At 54.7% G+C, this 14,559-nt stretch carries 19 protein-coding genes; 14 read left to right on the top strand and 5 right to left on the bottom strand.

Annotation, left to right across the window (positions count from 1 at the left end; translation table 11 throughout):
* Positions 1–87 precede the first annotated feature (87 nt).
* On the bottom strand, positions 88–417 hold the full coding sequence (gene bsmA / locus FFS28_RS12945) for a biofilm peroxide resistance protein BsmA (protein WP_006178984.1): 330 nt from the start codon (positions 415–417) through the stop codon (positions 88–90).
* Between the two features lie 137 nt (positions 418–554).
* Between bsmA and yjfP the strand changes: the two genes are divergently transcribed.
* Positions 555–1,277, top strand: a complete 723-nt coding sequence (gene yjfP / locus FFS28_RS12940; RefSeq protein ID WP_137849730.1) for an esterase — start codon at positions 555–557, stop codon at positions 1,275–1,277.
* Here yjfP and ulaR read toward each other — a convergent pair.
* Positions 1,274–2,029 carry an HTH-type transcriptional regulator UlaR gene (ulaR, locus tag FFS28_RS12935; protein ID WP_006178986.1) on the bottom strand — a complete coding sequence of 252 codons (756 nt, stop codon included), beginning with the start codon at positions 2,027–2,029 and terminating at the stop codon, positions 1,274–1,276. The two genes, yjfP and ulaR, sit on opposite strands and share 4 nt — an antisense overlap.
* Before the next feature lie 110 nt (positions 2,030–2,139).
* Positions 2,140–3,204 (bottom strand): L-ascorbate 6-phosphate lactonase, encoded by a 1,065-nt coding sequence (gene ulaG / locus FFS28_RS12930; RefSeq protein ID WP_137849729.1) that lies wholly within the window; start codon positions 3,202–3,204, stop codon positions 2,140–2,142.
* Between the two features lie 359 nt (positions 3,205–3,563).
* On the opposite strand from ulaG, the gene ulaA reads away from it, so the two are divergent.
* Genes ulaA through FFS28_RS12900 form a run of 6 tightly spaced genes read left to right on the top strand, consistent with a single transcriptional unit; the run spans position 3,564 to position 7,971 of the window.
* On the top strand, positions 3,564–4,964 hold the full coding sequence (gene ulaA / locus FFS28_RS12925) for a PTS ascorbate transporter subunit IIC (protein ID WP_088208712.1): 1,401 nt from the start codon (positions 3,564–3,566) through the stop codon (positions 4,962–4,964).
* Between the two features lie 12 nt (positions 4,965–4,976).
* Positions 4,977–5,282: a PTS ascorbate transporter subunit IIB gene (gene ulaB, locus FFS28_RS12920; RefSeq protein ID WP_006178989.1), complete on the top strand. Its 306-nt coding sequence runs from the start codon at positions 4,977–4,979 to the stop codon at positions 5,280–5,282.
* Between the two features lie 9 nt (positions 5,283–5,291).
* Complete coding sequence (ulaC, locus tag FFS28_RS12915; protein WP_006178990.1) at positions 5,292–5,759, top strand: PTS ascorbate transporter subunit IIA; 468 nt, start codon at positions 5,292–5,294, stop codon at positions 5,757–5,759.
* Between the two features lie 12 nt (positions 5,760–5,771).
* Complete coding sequence (ulaD, locus tag FFS28_RS12910) at positions 5,772–6,422, top strand: 3-keto-L-gulonate-6-phosphate decarboxylase UlaD (protein ID WP_042322516.1); 651 nt, start codon at positions 5,772–5,774, stop codon at positions 6,420–6,422.
* A 9-nt stretch (positions 6,423–6,431) separates the two neighbouring features.
* Positions 6,432–7,298, top strand: a complete 867-nt coding sequence (locus tag FFS28_RS12905) for an L-ribulose-5-phosphate 3-epimerase (protein WP_006178992.1) — start codon at positions 6,432–6,434, stop codon at positions 7,296–7,298.
* Positions 7,285–7,971, top strand: a complete 687-nt coding sequence (locus FFS28_RS12900; protein ID WP_006178993.1) for an L-ribulose-5-phosphate 4-epimerase — start codon at positions 7,285–7,287, stop codon at positions 7,969–7,971. Before FFS28_RS12905 ends, FFS28_RS12900 begins: the two co-directional genes overlap by 14 nt.
* A 129-nt stretch (positions 7,972–8,100) precedes the next feature.
* Here FFS28_RS12900 and yjfY read toward each other — a convergent pair whose 3' ends face one another.
* Complete coding sequence (gene yjfY / locus FFS28_RS12895) at positions 8,101–8,376, bottom strand: DUF1471 family protein YjfY (RefSeq protein ID WP_006178994.1); 276 nt, start codon at positions 8,374–8,376, stop codon at positions 8,101–8,103.
* A gap of 342 nt (positions 8,377–8,718) precedes the next feature.
* Between yjfY and rpsF the strand changes: the two genes are divergently transcribed.
* From rpsF to FFS28_RS12870, 5 genes are all read left to right on the top strand, one after another.
* Positions 8,719–9,114: a 30S ribosomal protein S6 gene (gene rpsF / locus FFS28_RS12890; protein ID WP_006178995.1), complete on the top strand. Its 396-nt coding sequence runs from the start codon at positions 8,719–8,721 to the stop codon at positions 9,112–9,114.
* A 6-nt stretch (positions 9,115–9,120) separates the two neighbouring features.
* The gene (priB, locus tag FFS28_RS12885; RefSeq protein WP_006178996.1) at positions 9,121–9,435 is read left to right on the top strand and encodes a primosomal replication protein N; all 315 of its coding nucleotides are present in this window, start codon (positions 9,121–9,123) and stop codon (positions 9,433–9,435) included.
* Between the two features lie 4 nt (positions 9,436–9,439).
* Entirely contained in the window at positions 9,440–9,667 is a 228-nt protein-coding gene (rpsR, locus tag FFS28_RS12880) for a 30S ribosomal protein S18 (RefSeq protein WP_002210155.1), read from the top strand.
* 39 nt (positions 9,668–9,706) lie between these two features.
* Positions 9,707–10,156, top strand: a complete 450-nt coding sequence (rplI, locus tag FFS28_RS12875) for a 50S ribosomal protein L9 (protein WP_006178997.1) — start codon at positions 9,707–9,709, stop codon at positions 10,154–10,156.
* A gap of 151 nt (positions 10,157–10,307) precedes the next feature.
* Positions 10,308–11,237, top strand: coding sequence for a DMT family transporter (locus tag FFS28_RS12870; RefSeq protein WP_006178998.1), 930 nt, complete (start codon positions 10,308–10,310; stop codon positions 11,235–11,237).
* Positions 11,238–11,282: 45 nt separating this feature from the next.
* Here FFS28_RS12870 and FFS28_RS12865 read toward each other — a convergent pair whose 3' ends face one another.
* On the bottom strand, positions 11,283–11,927 hold the full coding sequence (locus tag FFS28_RS12865; protein ID WP_137849728.1) for an OapA family protein: 645 nt from the start codon (positions 11,925–11,927) through the stop codon (positions 11,283–11,285).
* Between the two features lie 232 nt (positions 11,928–12,159).
* Between FFS28_RS12865 and bamJ the strand changes: the two genes are divergently transcribed.
* Positions 12,160–12,780, top strand: coding sequence for a BamJ family beta-barrel-assembly machinery protein (gene bamJ / locus FFS28_RS12860; protein WP_042322538.1), 621 nt, complete (start codon positions 12,160–12,162; stop codon positions 12,778–12,780).
* Between the two features lie 313 nt (positions 12,781–13,093).
* Positions 13,094–14,506 carry a D-serine/D-alanine/glycine transporter gene (cycA, locus tag FFS28_RS12855; RefSeq protein WP_006179001.1) on the top strand — a complete coding sequence of 471 codons (1,413 nt, stop codon included), beginning with the start codon at positions 13,094–13,096 and terminating at the stop codon, positions 14,504–14,506.
* The last annotated feature ends 53 nt before the right edge of the window (positions 14,507–14,559 follow it).

The following is a 14,559-nucleotide window of genomic DNA, read 5'->3' as shown; positions in this document are numbered from 1 at the left end:
TTCCATTGTTGCTGGCATGGAGTTTATTGTGGACAGGAAAATGTCTATGGACGCAAAGCAGTGTAAATGTCGTTCAAATGATCGCCGTTATTTACGGTATAAAATGGCCTGCGAGTACCACTGTCCCGTAATAATGGTTTCGTCGACCATAATGATGACGTAATAATCTGCTTTGGCGGCGACGGCTTGTGCTCTGATTGCCTCCTCCGCGTCGTCCGGGGAACCGCGCACCATCGCAGAGACGGTGCCCATTCGTTGTAATCCTTCCGTCTGATTACGACGAATTTCCTGCGGGCGATCGGTGACCGGCGGAGCGGGTTGTGGTGTGCCCTGCAGCGCGCTACAGCCGCCAAGCAGAGAGACCAGCAATAAAGCAGCAAACCTGCGCATAACCATATCTCGTTTCCTGATAGCCATAGTGTAGTTGTCTGTAAATTTAGTTTTGGGGGAATGTTCCCGAAGTGTTAGCTGGGGCGTAATTTTCGAATGAAAATATCGTGAAACCGTAACCCAGTTCTCAACATTATGAATCATCCGGTAGCCCAGGAGTGACAATGATTGAACTTGAAACACGACGCCTCGGCGATAATGAAATATTACACGCTTTTCCCGCCGGAAAAGGTGAACACCCGCTGCCCACCGTGGTTTTTTACCATGGGTTTACCTCATCGAAGCTGGTATACAGCTATTTTGCCGTGGCGCTGGCGCAGGCGGGTTTTCGCGTCGTGATGCCGGATGCCCCCGACCACGGCGCGCGATTCACAGGTAACGAGGCGGCCCGGCTTGGTCAGTTCTGGCACATCCTGCACGGCAATCTCACGGAATTCGCCGGGCTGCGTGATGCGCTTCGTCAGTCAGGGCTGGTGGCGGATGACCGCCTGGCGGTCGCGGGAGCCTCCATGGGCGGGATGACGGCGTTGGGCATTATGGCCCACCATCCGGAGGTGAGGGCCGTGGCCTGCCTGATGGGATCGGGTTACTTTACCACGCTGGCGAAAACGCTTTTCCCGCCGCAGGCACCCAAGGAAATTGAAGGGTTGCTGGCGGAATGGGACGTCAGCCATGCGCTGGCGCAGCTGGCCGATCGTCCGCTGCTGTTATGGCATGGCGATGCGGACGACGTCGTGCCGCCCGGCGAAACGTTCCGTCTGCAGCAGGCGTTACAGCGTGAAGGGCTGGACAGCAATCTCACCTGTTTGTGGGAAGCCGGTGTGCGGCACCGCATTACGCCGACGGCGCTGGACGCGACCGTGGCATTTTTCCGCCAGCATCTTTAAACGCGCAGCACCGTTACGCCCTGGTCTTCCAGCTTCTGGAGGATCTCAGGGTTAGCGCTTTTTCCGGTGATCACCATGTCAATCTGCTCAGCCCGGCTGAACAGCATACCTGCGCGCTCGCCCACTTTGCTGCTGTCGACCAGAACAACGAGCTTACCGACCACGTTAAGCATGTTCTGTTCTGCCATGGCGGTCAGCATATCGGTTTTATACAAGCCGTCGGTGGTTAGCCCTTTACCGCTGGTAAACATCCAGTGCCCGGCGTAGAGGCTGTTTTCACTGTCCTGCGGGCTCAGCGTGATCGACTGGCTCTTATTATACTGGCCGCCCATGATCACCACGCTTTCGTGCTCCTGATCGATAAGGTAGTTGGCCAGCGGCAGATAGTTGGTGATGATCTGCACCGGCTTACCGCACATTTCCCTGCCCAGCAGAAACGCCGTTGAACCGCAGTTAATCACCACGCTTTCGCCCGGGTTAACCAGCTGCGACGCCGCTCTGGCGATACGCACTTTCTCATCATGATTCAACGCCTGATGAATATTCATCGGCGTCCAGCGCGGGCGCTGTTGGCTGATGGCTTCTGCACCGTTACGGACTTTCTTGAGCTTGCCGCTCTCATCCAGCTTGTTGATATCTCGCCGTGCCGTTGCGGGGGAAATCCCTAAACGTTCAATCACTTTTTCGACGGTGATAAACCCCGTTTGCGCCAGGAGTTCCAGTAATATTTGATGTCGTTGCGCTTCCGTCATGAGCTATTCCGATAAGTATTGATTTGAAAAGATGATATTTGAAATAGCATGAAATTACTAAGATAAATGGAAAATCGCCAGGCTTTGGGCCTGGCGACGGGGCGCATCAATCAAAGGAATGATTTGAACGGCAGGTCTGGTTCAATGGTGAAGCAATCATCGAATCCGCGCGGATAGTGATATTCAAGATTGTCTTTATCCAGCGGCCAGGTGAACTTGCCGCCAACCTGCCAGATGAACGGCTTAAAGCCGTACTTCAGACGATCTTTTTTCATCTCCCACAGCACGCGGATCTCCTGCGGATCGGCCTGGAAGTTTGACCAGATATCGTGGTGGAACGGGATCACCACTTTGGTATTCAGCGCTTCCGCCATGCGCAGCATATCGGCGCTGGTCATTTTATCGGTAATGCCGCGCGGGTTTTCGCCGTAGGAGCCGAGCGCAACGTCAATCTGATGCTCGTTACCGTGCTTCGCGTAGTAGTTGGAGTAGTGTGAATCGCCGCTGTGGTACAGCGAACCGCCCGGTGTTTTGAACAGGTAGTTCACCGCACGTTCGTCCATGCCGTCCGGCAGCACGCCTTCGGCTTTCTGGTCGGCAGGCAGCGTGATAAGCGCCGTGCGGTCAAAGGCATCCAGCGCGTGGATCTCCGTATCTTTGATTTTCACCACGTCGCCCGGTTTCATGACGATGCAGCGCTCTTTTGGCACGCCCCAGCCGATCCATAAATCGACGCAGGTCTGTGGCCCGATGAAAGGAACATCATCGGCACAGTTTTGCATCACTGCGGCAGCGACGTTGACGTCGATGTGATCGTTATGATCGTGGGTGGAGAGCACGGCGTCGATCTGGCGAATGGCGAAAGGATCAAGCACAAACGGCGTGGTGCGCAGGTTCGGCTGAAGTTTTTCGACGCCTGCCATGCGCTGCATCTGATGGCCCTTTTTCATCAGCGGGTTGCCGTGGCTCTGTTTGCCCGTCCCACACCAGAAATCGACGCAAATGTTGGCGCCGCCTTCAGATTTCAGCCAAATCCCCGTGCAGCCGAGCCACCACATTGCAAAGGTGCCAGGCGCAACCTGTTCCTGCTCAATCTCTTCATTCAGCCAGCAACCCCATTCCGGGAAGGTGCTCAGAATCCATGATTCACGGGTGATGGTGTTCACTTTACTCATCGTTCGACTCCTGCGTTCAATCAAAAGTAATCATATTGTGATTTGATATGATTAATGCTGGCACTCTTTGATTCGGTTTGCAATGGCTAAATTGCAGCTATTTTTCCGGTGAATTCCACTGCACATCCGTTTTTGAGTTGTTAAAGCATCAAGTATTTATGGTTAATTCAATGAAATATAAGAATAAAATTATTCTTGAGAATTGGAAGTGAAAATCATTACTGCTGATGTGGAAATAAATTGCGTGATGCGTCACAAATAATCAAATGCAATCTTGTGGTGATTATTTGTGATTAATAGAGTGATGGCACCAACCACCCGGGGTTTGCCCCTCGTGTTACCCTTTTCTGGAGAGAGTTATGGAGATCCTCTACAACGTCTTTACCGTGTTCTTTAATCAGGTAATGACCAACGCCCCGCTGCTGCTGGGTATCGTGACGTGCCTGGGCTACATCCTTCTGCGTAAAAGCGTTAGCGTCATCATCAAAGGCACCATCAAAACCATTATCGGTTTCATGCTGCTGCAGGCAGGGTCGGGCATTTTGACCGGCACCTTTAAACCGGTGGTGGCCAAAATGTCGGAAGTGTACGGCATTAACGGTGCGATCTCAGATACTTACGCTTCCATGATGGCCACCATTGATCGTATGGGTGATGCCTACAGTTGGGTGGGCTATGCGGTTCTGCTCGCGCTGGCGCTGAACATCATTTATGTGCTGCTACGCCGGATAACGGGCATTCGCACCATCATGCTGACGGGCCACATCATGTTTCAGCAGGCGGGGCTGATTGCGGTTTCCCTCTATATTTTCGGCTACCCAATGTGGACCACCATCATCTTCACGGCGGTGATGGTGTCACTCTACTGGGGCATCACCTCCAACATGATGTACAAGCCGACCCAGGAAGTGACCGACGGCTGCGGCTTCTCCATCGGCCACCAGCAGCAGTTTGCCTCATGGATCGCCTATAAAGTTGCGCCGTACCTGGGCAAAAAAGAGGAGAGCGTCGAAGACCTCAAGCTGCCCGGCTGGCTGAATATTTTCCACGACAACATCGTCTCGACGGCGATTGTAATGACGATCTTCTTCGGTGCCATTCTGCTCTCCTTTGGCATTGACGTGGTGCAGGCGATGGCGGGCAAAACCCACTGGACGGTCTATATCCTGCAGACCGGTTTCTCCTTCGCCGTCGCCATTTTCATCATCACCCAGGGCGTGCGCATGTTCGTCGCTGAACTGTCAGAGGCCTTTAACGGTATCTCTCAGCGGCTGATCCCTGGCGCAGTGCTGGCAATTGACTGTGCAGCTATCTATAGCTTCGCGCCAAACGCCGTGGTCTGGGGCTTTATGTGGGGCACCATCGGTCAGTTGATTGCGGTGGGTATCCTGGTGGGTTGCGGCTCGTCCATTCTGATCATTCCTGGCTTTATCCCGATGTTCTTCTCCAACGCCACGATCGGCGTCTTTGCGAACCACTTCGGCGGCTGGCGCGCGGCGCTCAAGATCTGTCTGGTGATGGGCATGGTTGAGATCTTCGGCTGCGTGTGGGCGGTCAAGCTCACCGGCATGAGCGCCTGGATGGGTATGGCCGACTGGTCAATTCTGGCGCCGCCAATGATGCAGGGCTTCGCCTCCGTTGGGCTGGTCTTTATGGCCGTCATCATCCTGATTGCACTGGTTTATATGTTCTTCGCTGGCCGTACGCTGCGAGCTGAAGAAGATGCGGAAAAACAAACAGCAGAAGTTTCTGCTCACTAAGGAGTTTCGATTATGACCGTACGTATCCTGGCTGTGTGTGGCAATGGGCAAGGTAGCTCCATGATCATGAAGATGAAAGTGGATCAGTTTTTAACCCAGTCAAACATTGACCACACGGTGAACAGCTGCGCGGTGGGTGAATACAAAAGTGAACTGAACGGCGCGGACATCATCATCGCCTCTACCCATATCGCCGGTGAAATCACCGTGACGGGCAACAAGCATGTGGTGGGCGTGCGCAACATGCTCTCGCCGGCTGATTTCGGTCCAAAGCTGCTGGACGTAATCAAAGAACACTTCCCTCAAGACGTGAAGTAAGGACGCCACATGAAACTACGTGATTCGCTGGCAGAGAATAATTCCATTCTTTTACAGGCCGAGGCCAGCACATGGCAAGAGGCGGTGAAGCTTGGTGTGGATCTGTTGGTTAACGCCGACGTTGTCGAACCGCGGTACTACCAGGCGATCCTCGACGGGGTTGAGCAGCATGGTCCCTATTTCGTCATTGCGCCAGGGCTGGCGATGCCGCATGGACGTCCGGAAGAGGGCGTCAAAAAAACCGGTTTTGCGCTGGTAACACTGAAAACGCCGCTGGCGTTCAACCATGAAGATAACGACCCGGTCGACATCCTGATCACCATGGCGGCTGTCGATGCCAACACCCATCAGGAGGTCGGCATCATGCAGATCGTCAACCTGTTTGATGACGAAGCGAATTTTGACCGTTTACGTGCCTGCCGTACCGCGCAGGACGTCCTGGATTTAATTGATCACGCCACTGCGGCGGCCGTTTAAGAGGAATTTATCATGGCATTACCGATGTTGCAGGTTGCGCTGGACAACCAGACGCTCTCTCACGCTTATGAAACGACCCGCCTGATTGCGGAAGAAGTGGACATTATCGAAGTGGGCACCATTTTGTGCGTGGGCGAAGGTGTCCGCGCCGTTCGTGACCTGAAAGCGCTTTATCCGCACAAAATCGTGCTGGCCGATGCCAAAATTGCCGATGCGGGCAAAATTCTCTCCCGTATGTGTTTTGAAGCCAACGCGGACTGGGTCACCGTGATCTGCTGTGCGGATATCAACACCGCCAAAGGGGCGCTGGACGTGGCGAAAGAGTTTAATGGCGACGTGCAGATTGAGCTAACCGGCTTCTGGACCTGGGAACAGGCGCAGGAGTGGCGCGATGCCGGTATTCAACAGGTGGTGTATCACCGCAGCCGCGATGCGCAGGCTGCGGGCGTTGCCTGGGGCGAGGCCGACATCAGCGCGATTAAACGACTGGCGGACATGGGCTTTAAAGTCACCGTGACCGGTGGCCTGGCGCTGGAAGATCTGCCGCTGTTCAAGGGCATTCCGATTCACGTCTTTATTGCGGGCCGTAGCATCCGTGATGCGGCGTCTCCGGTAGAAGCCGCGCGCCAGTTCAAACGTTCAATCGCTCAGCTTTGGGGCTAAGGAGCGGATATGTTGTCTAAACAGGTCCCGCTTGGCATTTATGAAAAGGCACTCCCTGCGGGGGAGTGCTGGCTGGAGCGGCTGCAGCTGGCAAAACAGCTGGGATTTGATTTTGTCGAAATGTCTGTGGACGAGACGGACGCGCGTCTGGCACGCCTCGACTGGAGCCGCGAGCAGCGCCTGGCGCTGGTGAACGCGGTTGCGGAAACCGGCGTACGCGTGCCGTCCATGTGCCTTAGCGCCCACCGCCGTTTTCCGCTTGGCAGCGAAGATGATGCGGTACGCGCTGAAGGTCTGGCGATTATGCGGAAAGCCATTCGTTTCGCGCAGGATGTCGGTATCCGCGTGATCCAGCTGGCGGGTTACGATGTTTACTATCAGGAAGCCAACGACGAAACGCGCCGACGCTTTCGGGACGGCCTGAAAGAGAGCGTTGAGATGGCAAGCCGCGCGCAGGTGACGCTGGCTATGGAGATCATGGACTACCCGCTCATGAACTCCATCAGCAAAGCGCTTGGTTACGCCCATTATCTGAACAATCCATGGTTCCAGCTCTACCCGGACATCGGCAATTTATCGGCGTGGGATAACGACGTACAGATGGAGCTGCAGGCGGGCATCGGGCATATCGTGGCGGTGCATGTTAAAGACACCCGCCCTGGTGTGTTCAAAAACGTGCCGTTCGGCACCGGGGTGGTGGATTTCGAGCGCTGCTTCGAAACGCTCAAACAGACCGGCTATTGCGGACCCTACCTGATTGAGATGTGGAGCGAAACGTCGGAAGACCCGGCGGCTGAAGTGGCGAAAGCGCGCGACTGGGTGCGCGAGCGCATGGCCCGGGCAGGGTTGCTGGAGGCTGAACATGCAGAGGCTTAAGCAGCAGGTGTTTGAAGCCAATATGGATCTCCCGCGCTATGGCCTGGTGACGTTCACCTGGGGTAACGTCAGCGCCATCGATCGCGAGCGGGGGCTGATAGTGATTAAGCCCAGCGGCGTAGCGTATGAGGTCATGAAGGCTGACGACATGGTGGTGGTGGATCTCGACGGAAACGTCGTCGACGGCAGCTGGCGTCCCTCGTCGGATACGGCCACGCACCTGGCGCTGTACCGGCGTTATCCCTCCCTGGGCGGTGTGGTGCATACCCACTCCACGCACGCCACCGCATGGGCACAGGCGGGGCTGGCGATCCCGGCGCTGGGCACGACGCATGCCGACTACTTTTTTGGCGACATTCCGTGCACGCGTGCATTAACGCAGGCCGAAGTGGAAGGCGAGTACGAGCTCAATACCGGGAAGGTGATTATCGACACGTTGGGCGAGTGTGAGCCCCTGCATACGCCGGGGATTGTGGTCTATCAGCACGGCCCGTTCGCATGGGGTAAAGACGCCCACGACGCAGTGCATAACGCGGTGGTGATGGAAGAGGTCGCAAAGATGGCGTGGATTGCCCGCGGCATTAACCCGCAGCTGCGCGACATCGATGATTACCTGATGAATAAGCATTTCATGCGCAAGCACGGCCCGAATGCCTATTACGGGCAGAAGTAAATAAGTGCTCTGGAATACCAAAACAGTTGTAACCGGCGGTATTCCGGAGCCATTCACAAAAAAAGCCCCCGGGCAGGGGGCAAATAAAAGCATGGCTATGTCTCGTTGTTGGCTTTCCTGGTGCTAGCGTTATCGGTAGATATCTGCACTGGCGTGCATATTGCCGTTGCTGCCGGGCTCACGCGTCAGTATGACGTGATAGTAGGTGGCCCCCTGTGCATCGGTCTCTTGATTAAGTGCCTGATCTGCTTCGCTTTCTGTGGCGAAATTATGATTGATGTAGATTACGCCTAAGCTCTGCACATCATCCATGTTTTTGGCCTGTCGGCCATCTATCTTGATGGCTGCCATCGCGTTTGCACTGAGCAAAAGCGCAGCCATTACGGCAATTGCGATCTTTTTCATGATATGCGCTCCACGACTGCGTGCTGTGTGACGGTGAGTGCTCTCCTTTTGTCTTTGGATTGGCGTTGATTAAAGTGTAATCGCTTCTGTGACGGGGATGCGTGACCATTTCTGATGCACTTGTTCAAAAAAACAGCGCTTATGAATGTGATTAATTTTAAATCATCCACTTAACCCCGCTTTACGCTTAGTGCGAATTATTTGTGCAACTCGCTTGAGTTTCCCGGGGCACGCAAGTATTATGACGCGTCAATTTTTCAGCCGACCTTTAACACGTTCCTTGCCTCCCCGGGCCTCGGCTGACCCAGACAGGAGGCTGAATAATCCGTAAGGAGCAATTCGATGCGTCATTACGAAATCGTTTTTATGGTCCATCCTGACCAGAGCGAACAGGTTCCGGGCATGATCGAGCGCTACACTGGTGCAATCACTGCAGCAGAAGGCACGATCCACCGTCTGGAAGACTGGGGCCGCCGTCAGCTGGCTTATCCGATCAACAAACTGCACAAAGCTCACTACGTTCTGATGAACGTTGAAGCGCCGCAGGAAGCGATCGATGAGCTGGAAACTAACTTCCGCTTCAACGATGCCGTTATCCGCAGCATGGTTATGCGTACCAAACACGCAGTGACCGAAGCATCTCCGATGGTTAAAGCGAAAGACGAGCGCCGTGAGCGTCGCGATGATTTCGCAAACGAAACCGCAGATGATTCTGATGCTGGGGATTCTGAAGAGTAATTTCTGATGACCAACCGTCTGGTGTTGTCCGGTACCGTGTGCAGGACCCCCCTTCGAAAGGTCAGCCCATCAGGAATTCCGCATTGCCAGTTCGTGCTTGAGCATCGTTCTGTGCAAGAGGAAGCCGGGTTTCACCGGCAGGCGTGGTGCCAAATGCCCGTTATCATTAGCGGACACGAAAACCAGGCCATTACTCACAGTATAACGGTCGGTAGCGCAGTAACGGTTCAGGGGTTCATTTCATGCCACAAGGCAAAGAACGGCCTGAGCAAAATGGTTCTGCATGCCGAGCAGATTGATTTGATAGATTCTGGAGACTAGCCAAATGGCACGTTATTTCCGTCGTCGCAAGTTCTGCCGTTTCACCGCGGAAGGCGTTGTTGAGATTGATTACAAAGACATCGCAACGTTGAAAAACTACATTACCGAAAGCGGTAAAATTGTCCCGAGCCGTATCACCGGTACTCGTGCAAAATACCAGCGTCAGCTGGCTCGCTGCATCAAGCGCGCTCGCTACCTGTCCCTGCTGCCGTATACCGATCGTCATCAGTAATCGGCCGCTGTCTATTAACGACTTTAAGAGGATAAGGTAATGCAAGTTATTCTGCTTGATAAAGTAGCAAACCTGGGTAGCCTGGGTGATCAGGTTAACGTTAAAGCGGGCTACGCTCGTAACTTCCTGGTACCACAGGGTAAAGCTGTTCCAGCTACCAAGAAAAACGTAGAGTTTTTCGAAGCACGTCGTGCTGAACTGGAAGCCAAACTGGCTGACGTTCTGGCGGCTGCTAACGCTCGCGCTGAGTCAATCAACGCACTGGGCACCGTTACCATCGCGTCTAAAGCTGGCGACGAAGGTAAACTGTTCGGTTCCATCGGTACCCGCGACATCGCTGATGCAGTAACTGCAGCAGGCGTGAAAGTGGCTAAGAGCGAAGTTCGTATGCCGAACGGCGTTCTGCGTACCACTGGTGAGCACGAAGTTGACTTCCAGGTTCACAGCGAAGTGTTCGCTAAACTGGTTGTTAACGTTGTAGCTGAGTAATTTTTTACTCTGCTCACGTCAAATCGCCGGCCTTGTGCCGGCGTTTTGCTTTTCAGACCTCTCAGAATTTCGCTTTTATCCTTGTAGGGCAGCCATTCCTGGCGCATTCTTGATAATAAATTGAAACGCCATTTTATCTTTGAGATTTGCCATGGATACCGCTCTGCCTGTGCCCGTCTTTGCCCGTCGACACGTAGCCTATGCCTGCGCCACGCTCTGCTGTCTGCTTTGGGGGAGCTCCTACCCGGCGATTAAAAGCGGCTACGAACTTTTCCAGATTGCGACAGATGATATCCCGTCAAAAGTGGTCTTTGCCGGATACCGTTTCCTGTTTGCCGGTGCGTTGCTGCTGCTCTTTGCGCTGGCACAGCGAAAGCCCATTGCCAGGCTTACGCCTGCACAGTTTGGTCAGCTTACGATCCTTGGCCTGACCCAGACCTCGATTCAGTACACCTTCTTTTATATCGGCCTGGCTTATACCACGGGCGTTAACGGTTCGATCATGAATGCGACCGGGACGTTTTTCAGCGTGCTTCTGGCGCACTTTATCTACCACAACGACAAGCTGAGCTATAACAAAACGCTTGGCTGTATTCTCGGGTTTGCCGGCGTAATGCTGGTGAATTTTCACAGCGGGCTAAGTGAGTTCCACTTTGTCTGGAACGGCGACGGGTTCGTGGTGCTGGCCGCCTTTATTCTGTCGGCGGCGACGCTCTACGGGAAACGCATCTCCCAGACCGTCGACCCCACGGTGATGACGGGCTGGCAGTTGGCGATTGGCGGCCTTGTGCTGGTAATCGGCGGATATGTAACGGGCGGCACGCTGGAGGTGCACAGCTTCACCGCCGCGGCGGTGCTGGGGTATTTGACGTTGCTGTCATCCGTGGCATTTGCCCTGTGGAGCGTGCTGCTTAAGGTGAACCGCGTGAGCATGATTGCCCCGTTCAACTTTGTGGTGCCGGTGGCGGGCACTGTGCTGTCCGCTATCTTCCTCGGTGAAAACATTCTTGATATCAAATATGCGATTGCGCTGGTGCTGGTCTGTTCGGGGATTTGGTGGGTGAATAAGCGGCGTGCCTGAGAACAGAATGCCGGGCGGCGGCTTCGCCTTACCCGGCCTGCGGAATTAACGTGCTCTGATAAAACTGCCGTCCGTCTGGCGGGTAAACAGCACCTGCTGACCATTTCCTGTATCAATCGTTAAGCCGGTGACCACCCCGCTGGCGTTCTGGCGGATCTGCACCATCTGGCCGTTTTGCAGGTTGCTGAGCGGTTTACCCGCGCCTTCTACCTGCGCCATGGCGTAAACGTCTGTCGCTGGCAGGTTGTGGTCGCGGAACAGTTGGGCCAGCGTTTTACCCGGCTCTACGCGATAAGAGCGCCACTGCTGCTCAATGCCGGTTGGCTGCTGAGCCTGAGGTTCAACGGGCGCAGCGGCCTGATCCTGGGGCTGCTCTTCCTGAACAGGTTCAGGTTCGACCGGTGCCATCTGACCCGGATCGTTGGACGGCGTAACAAGCTGAGTTTGCATCGGCTGCGAGTCTGGCTGCGGCCGGGTCTGGGACTGGATATCCAGCTGCGCATTGCGGGTAACGGGTGCCGTGTCGGCGTCGTCGCCCCCCGAAGGAAGCAGGAAGCCAATGATGACCAGCAGCGCGCCAATAATGATCCCTCTGCGGTGCAGAGGAGGCAGCGGGTCCATGAGGCGAAAATTGTCCGGCGCATGCCAGATTTTCGCCAGGGTAGGTTTCAGTTCAAATCGCCCGGGCATGGCTCTCCTCCTGCTCCGCGTCTTTTTATCCTGTGCTCCGAAGTATAGTTCGCTAACTGCCTGAACGGCGTGGCAAACCCGACATCCGTGACATCAGTTCGGGATTAATCCTGGTCCCCTCTATTGTTTCTGTTTCGCTGCGGTTTGTCACCTTTACTTAAGACAAAGTTTTACCCATAAGAGCATGGCTGATATGCTGCCCGCTACTTTAAATGTGATGGAAGGAAAACCCATGACCACCCCGACTTTTGACACTATCGAAGCGCAGGCAAGCTACGGCATCGGCTTGCAGGTAGGACAGCAGCTGAGCGAATCCGGCCTGGAAGGTCTGTTACCGGAAGCGCTGGTGGCGGGTATCGCTGACGCGCTGGAAGGCAATCACCCGGCCGTTCCGGTTGACGTTGTTCACCGCGCGCTGCGTGAAATTCATGAACGTGCTGACGCCGTGCGTCGCGCGCGCTTCGAAGAGATGGCAGCAGATGGCGTGAAATATCTGGAAGAAAACCGTGAGCGTGAAGGCGTGAACAGCACCGAGTCTGGCCTGCAGTTCCGCGTGATCAAGCAGGGCGACGGCGCTATCCCGGCGCGTACCGACCACGTTCGCGTACATTATACCGGTAAGCTTATCGACGGCACCGTGTTCGACAGCTCCGTACAGCGCGGTGAACCGGCTGAATTCCCGGTCAACGGCGTTATCGCAGGCTGGATCGAAGCGCTGACCCTGATGCCAGTGGGTTCTAAATGGGAACTGACTATCCCTCAGAACCTGGCCTATGGTGAACGTGGTGCAGGCGCATCCATCCCGCCATTCAGCACCCTGGTCTTTGAAGTCGAGCTGCTGGAAATCCTGTAATCGGCTTTTCTTATTTTCCTCTCTCCGCCCGGGGAGAGGAAAATAGCGAGAAAACCTATAGTTACGCCGGAATCAACATTTTATCTTGCAAACAAAACAGTTGCGTGTATTTTTGTGAGCTGTTTCGCGTTGTATGAGTGATATGACACTCACTTTAAACATATTATTAACATAATATCCAAATCATAGTATTCATCCCGCCGATTCTTACCTAATATCGATGAGTCCTTACGCAGGGACCGTCATTTTTTGACGTATTTAAAGGCCAGAAGAGCCTTAACAACACAGACAGGCATATACAGGAAAATATCACATGGTAGATCAGGTTAAAGTCGCCGCCGCTGAAGAGGCGGCGTCTGAACAGTCGCTACGGCGAAATCTCACAAACCGTCATATCCAGCTTATTGCCATTGGGGGTGCCATCGGTACCGGGCTGTTTATGGGGTCGGGCAAAACCATTAGCCTTGCCGGGCCGTCGATCATCTTCGTTTATATGATCATCGGTTTTATGCTCTTTTTCGTGATGCGTGCAATGGGTGAATTGCTGCTCTCGAACCTCGAATACAAATCCTTTAGCGACTTTGCTTCCGATCTGCTCGGCCCCTGGGCAGGCTATTTCACCGGCTGGACCTACTGGTTCTGCTGGGTAGTGACCGGCATGGCGGACGTCGTTGCCATCACGGCGTATGCACAATTTTGGTTCCCCGGTCTGTCGGACTGGGTGGCCTCGCTGGCGGTGATTGTCCTGCTGCTGAGCCTGAACCTGGCCACCGTAAAAATGTTCGGTGAGATGGAGTTCTGGTTCGCGATGATCAAAATCGTCGCTATCGTCGCGCTGATCGTGGTCGGCCTGGTGATGGTACTGACACACTTCCAGTCACCAACCGGCGTTCAGGCGTCATTTGCTCACCTGTGGAATGACGGCGGCTGGTTCCCGAAAGGCATCAGCGGCTTCTTTGCTGGTTTCCAGATTGCGGTATTCGCGTTCGTGGGGATTGAGCTGGTCGGGACCACGGCGGCGGAAACTAAAGATCCGGAGAAATCCCTGCCGCGCGCCATCAACTCGATTCCGATTCGTATCATCATGTTCTACGTGTTCGCGCTGATTATTATCATGTCCGTCACGCCGTGGAGCTCGGTGGTGCCAACCAAGAGCCCGTTCGTAGAGCTGTTCGTGCTGGTGGGGCTGCCTGCGGCAGCGAGCCTGATCAACTTTGTGGTACTGACCTCAGCGGCCTCGTCTGCCAACAGCGGCGTGTTCTCGACCAGCCGTATGCTGTTTGGTCTGGCGCAGGAAGGCGTCGCGCCGAGCGCGTTTGCCAAACTCTCTAAGCGCGCGGTACCGGCGAAAGGGCTGACCTTCTCCTGTATCTGCCTGCTGGGCGGCGTGGTGATGCTCTATGTTAACCCAAGCGTGATCGGGGCGTTCACGATGATCACCACGGTCTCGGCGATCCTGTTCATGTTCGTCTGGACCATCATCCTGTGCTCCTATCTGGTGTACCGCAAACAGCGTCCTCATCTGCATGAGAAATCAATCTACAAGATGCCGCTGGGCAAGCTGATGTGTTGGGTATGCATGGCCTTCTTCGTGTTCGTGCTGGTGCTGCTGACGCTGGAAGATGATACCCGTCAGGCGTTGATCGTCACGCCGCTGTGGTTTATCGCGCTGGGGCTGGGCTGGCTGTTTATCGGCAAAAAACGTATGGCTGGCATGCGTAAGTAAAAAAAGGCCACACCAGGTGTGGCCGAATTCGGACTTCATGAAGGCGCTCTCGG

The sequence above is a fragment of the Enterobacter sp. 2VL genome (assembly GCF_005503595.1).
GTDB lineage: Bacteria > Pseudomonadota > Gammaproteobacteria > Enterobacterales > Enterobacteriaceae > Enterobacter > Enterobacter cancerogenus.
The sequence above is the reverse complement of the archived record's forward strand: the minus strand, read 5'-3'. Positions and strand labels throughout refer to the sequence as shown.

What these genes read in the sequence shown, in the direction of transcription:
- ulaG (WP_137849729.1), bottom strand. Translation starts at nt 3,204, where the DNA reads ATGAGTAAAGTGAACACCATCACCCGTGAATCATGGATTCTGAGCACC.
- rpsR (WP_002210155.1), top strand. Translation starts at nt 9,440, where the DNA reads ATGGCACGTTATTTCCGTCGTCGCAAGTTCTGCCGTTTCACCGCGGAA.
- yjfY (WP_006178994.1), bottom strand. Translation starts at nt 8,376, where the DNA reads ATGAAAAAGATCGCAATTGCCGTAATGGCTGCGCTTTTGCTCAGTGCA.
- priB (WP_006178996.1), top strand. Translation starts at nt 9,121, where the DNA reads ATGACCAACCGTCTGGTGTTGTCCGGTACCGTGTGCAGGACCCCCCTT.
- rpsF (WP_006178995.1), top strand. Translation starts at nt 8,719, where the DNA reads ATGCGTCATTACGAAATCGTTTTTATGGTCCATCCTGACCAGAGCGAA.
- ulaB (WP_006178989.1), top strand. Translation starts at nt 4,977, where the DNA reads ATGACCGTACGTATCCTGGCTGTGTGTGGCAATGGGCAAGGTAGCTCC.
- cycA (WP_006179001.1), top strand. Translation starts at nt 13,094, where the DNA reads ATGGTAGATCAGGTTAAAGTCGCCGCCGCTGAAGAGGCGGCGTCTGAA.
- ulaR (WP_006178986.1), bottom strand. Translation starts at nt 2,029, where the DNA reads ATGACGGAAGCGCAACGACATCAAATATTACTGGAACTCCTGGCGCAA.
- FFS28_RS12865 (WP_137849728.1), bottom strand. Translation starts at nt 11,927, where the DNA reads ATGCCCGGGCGATTTGAACTGAAACCTACCCTGGCGAAAATCTGGCAT.
- rplI (WP_006178997.1), top strand. Translation starts at nt 9,707, where the DNA reads ATGCAAGTTATTCTGCTTGATAAAGTAGCAAACCTGGGTAGCCTGGGT.
- yjfP (WP_137849730.1), top strand. Translation starts at nt 555, where the DNA reads ATGATTGAACTTGAAACACGACGCCTCGGCGATAATGAAATATTACAC.
- FFS28_RS12870 (WP_006178998.1), top strand. Translation starts at nt 10,308, where the DNA reads ATGGATACCGCTCTGCCTGTGCCCGTCTTTGCCCGTCGACACGTAGCC.
- FFS28_RS12905 (WP_006178992.1), top strand. Translation starts at nt 6,432, where the DNA reads ATGTTGTCTAAACAGGTCCCGCTTGGCATTTATGAAAAGGCACTCCCT.
- bamJ (WP_042322538.1), top strand. Translation starts at nt 12,160, where the DNA reads ATGACCACCCCGACTTTTGACACTATCGAAGCGCAGGCAAGCTACGGC.
- ulaA (WP_088208712.1), top strand. Translation starts at nt 3,564, where the DNA reads ATGGAGATCCTCTACAACGTCTTTACCGTGTTCTTTAATCAGGTAATG.
- bsmA (WP_006178984.1), bottom strand. Translation starts at nt 417, where the DNA reads ATGGCTATCAGGAAACGAGATATGGTTATGCGCAGGTTTGCTGCTTTA.
- ulaD (WP_042322516.1), top strand. Translation starts at nt 5,772, where the DNA reads ATGGCATTACCGATGTTGCAGGTTGCGCTGGACAACCAGACGCTCTCT.
- ulaC (WP_006178990.1), top strand. Translation starts at nt 5,292, where the DNA reads ATGAAACTACGTGATTCGCTGGCAGAGAATAATTCCATTCTTTTACAG.
- FFS28_RS12900 (WP_006178993.1), top strand. Translation starts at nt 7,285, where the DNA reads ATGCAGAGGCTTAAGCAGCAGGTGTTTGAAGCCAATATGGATCTCCCG.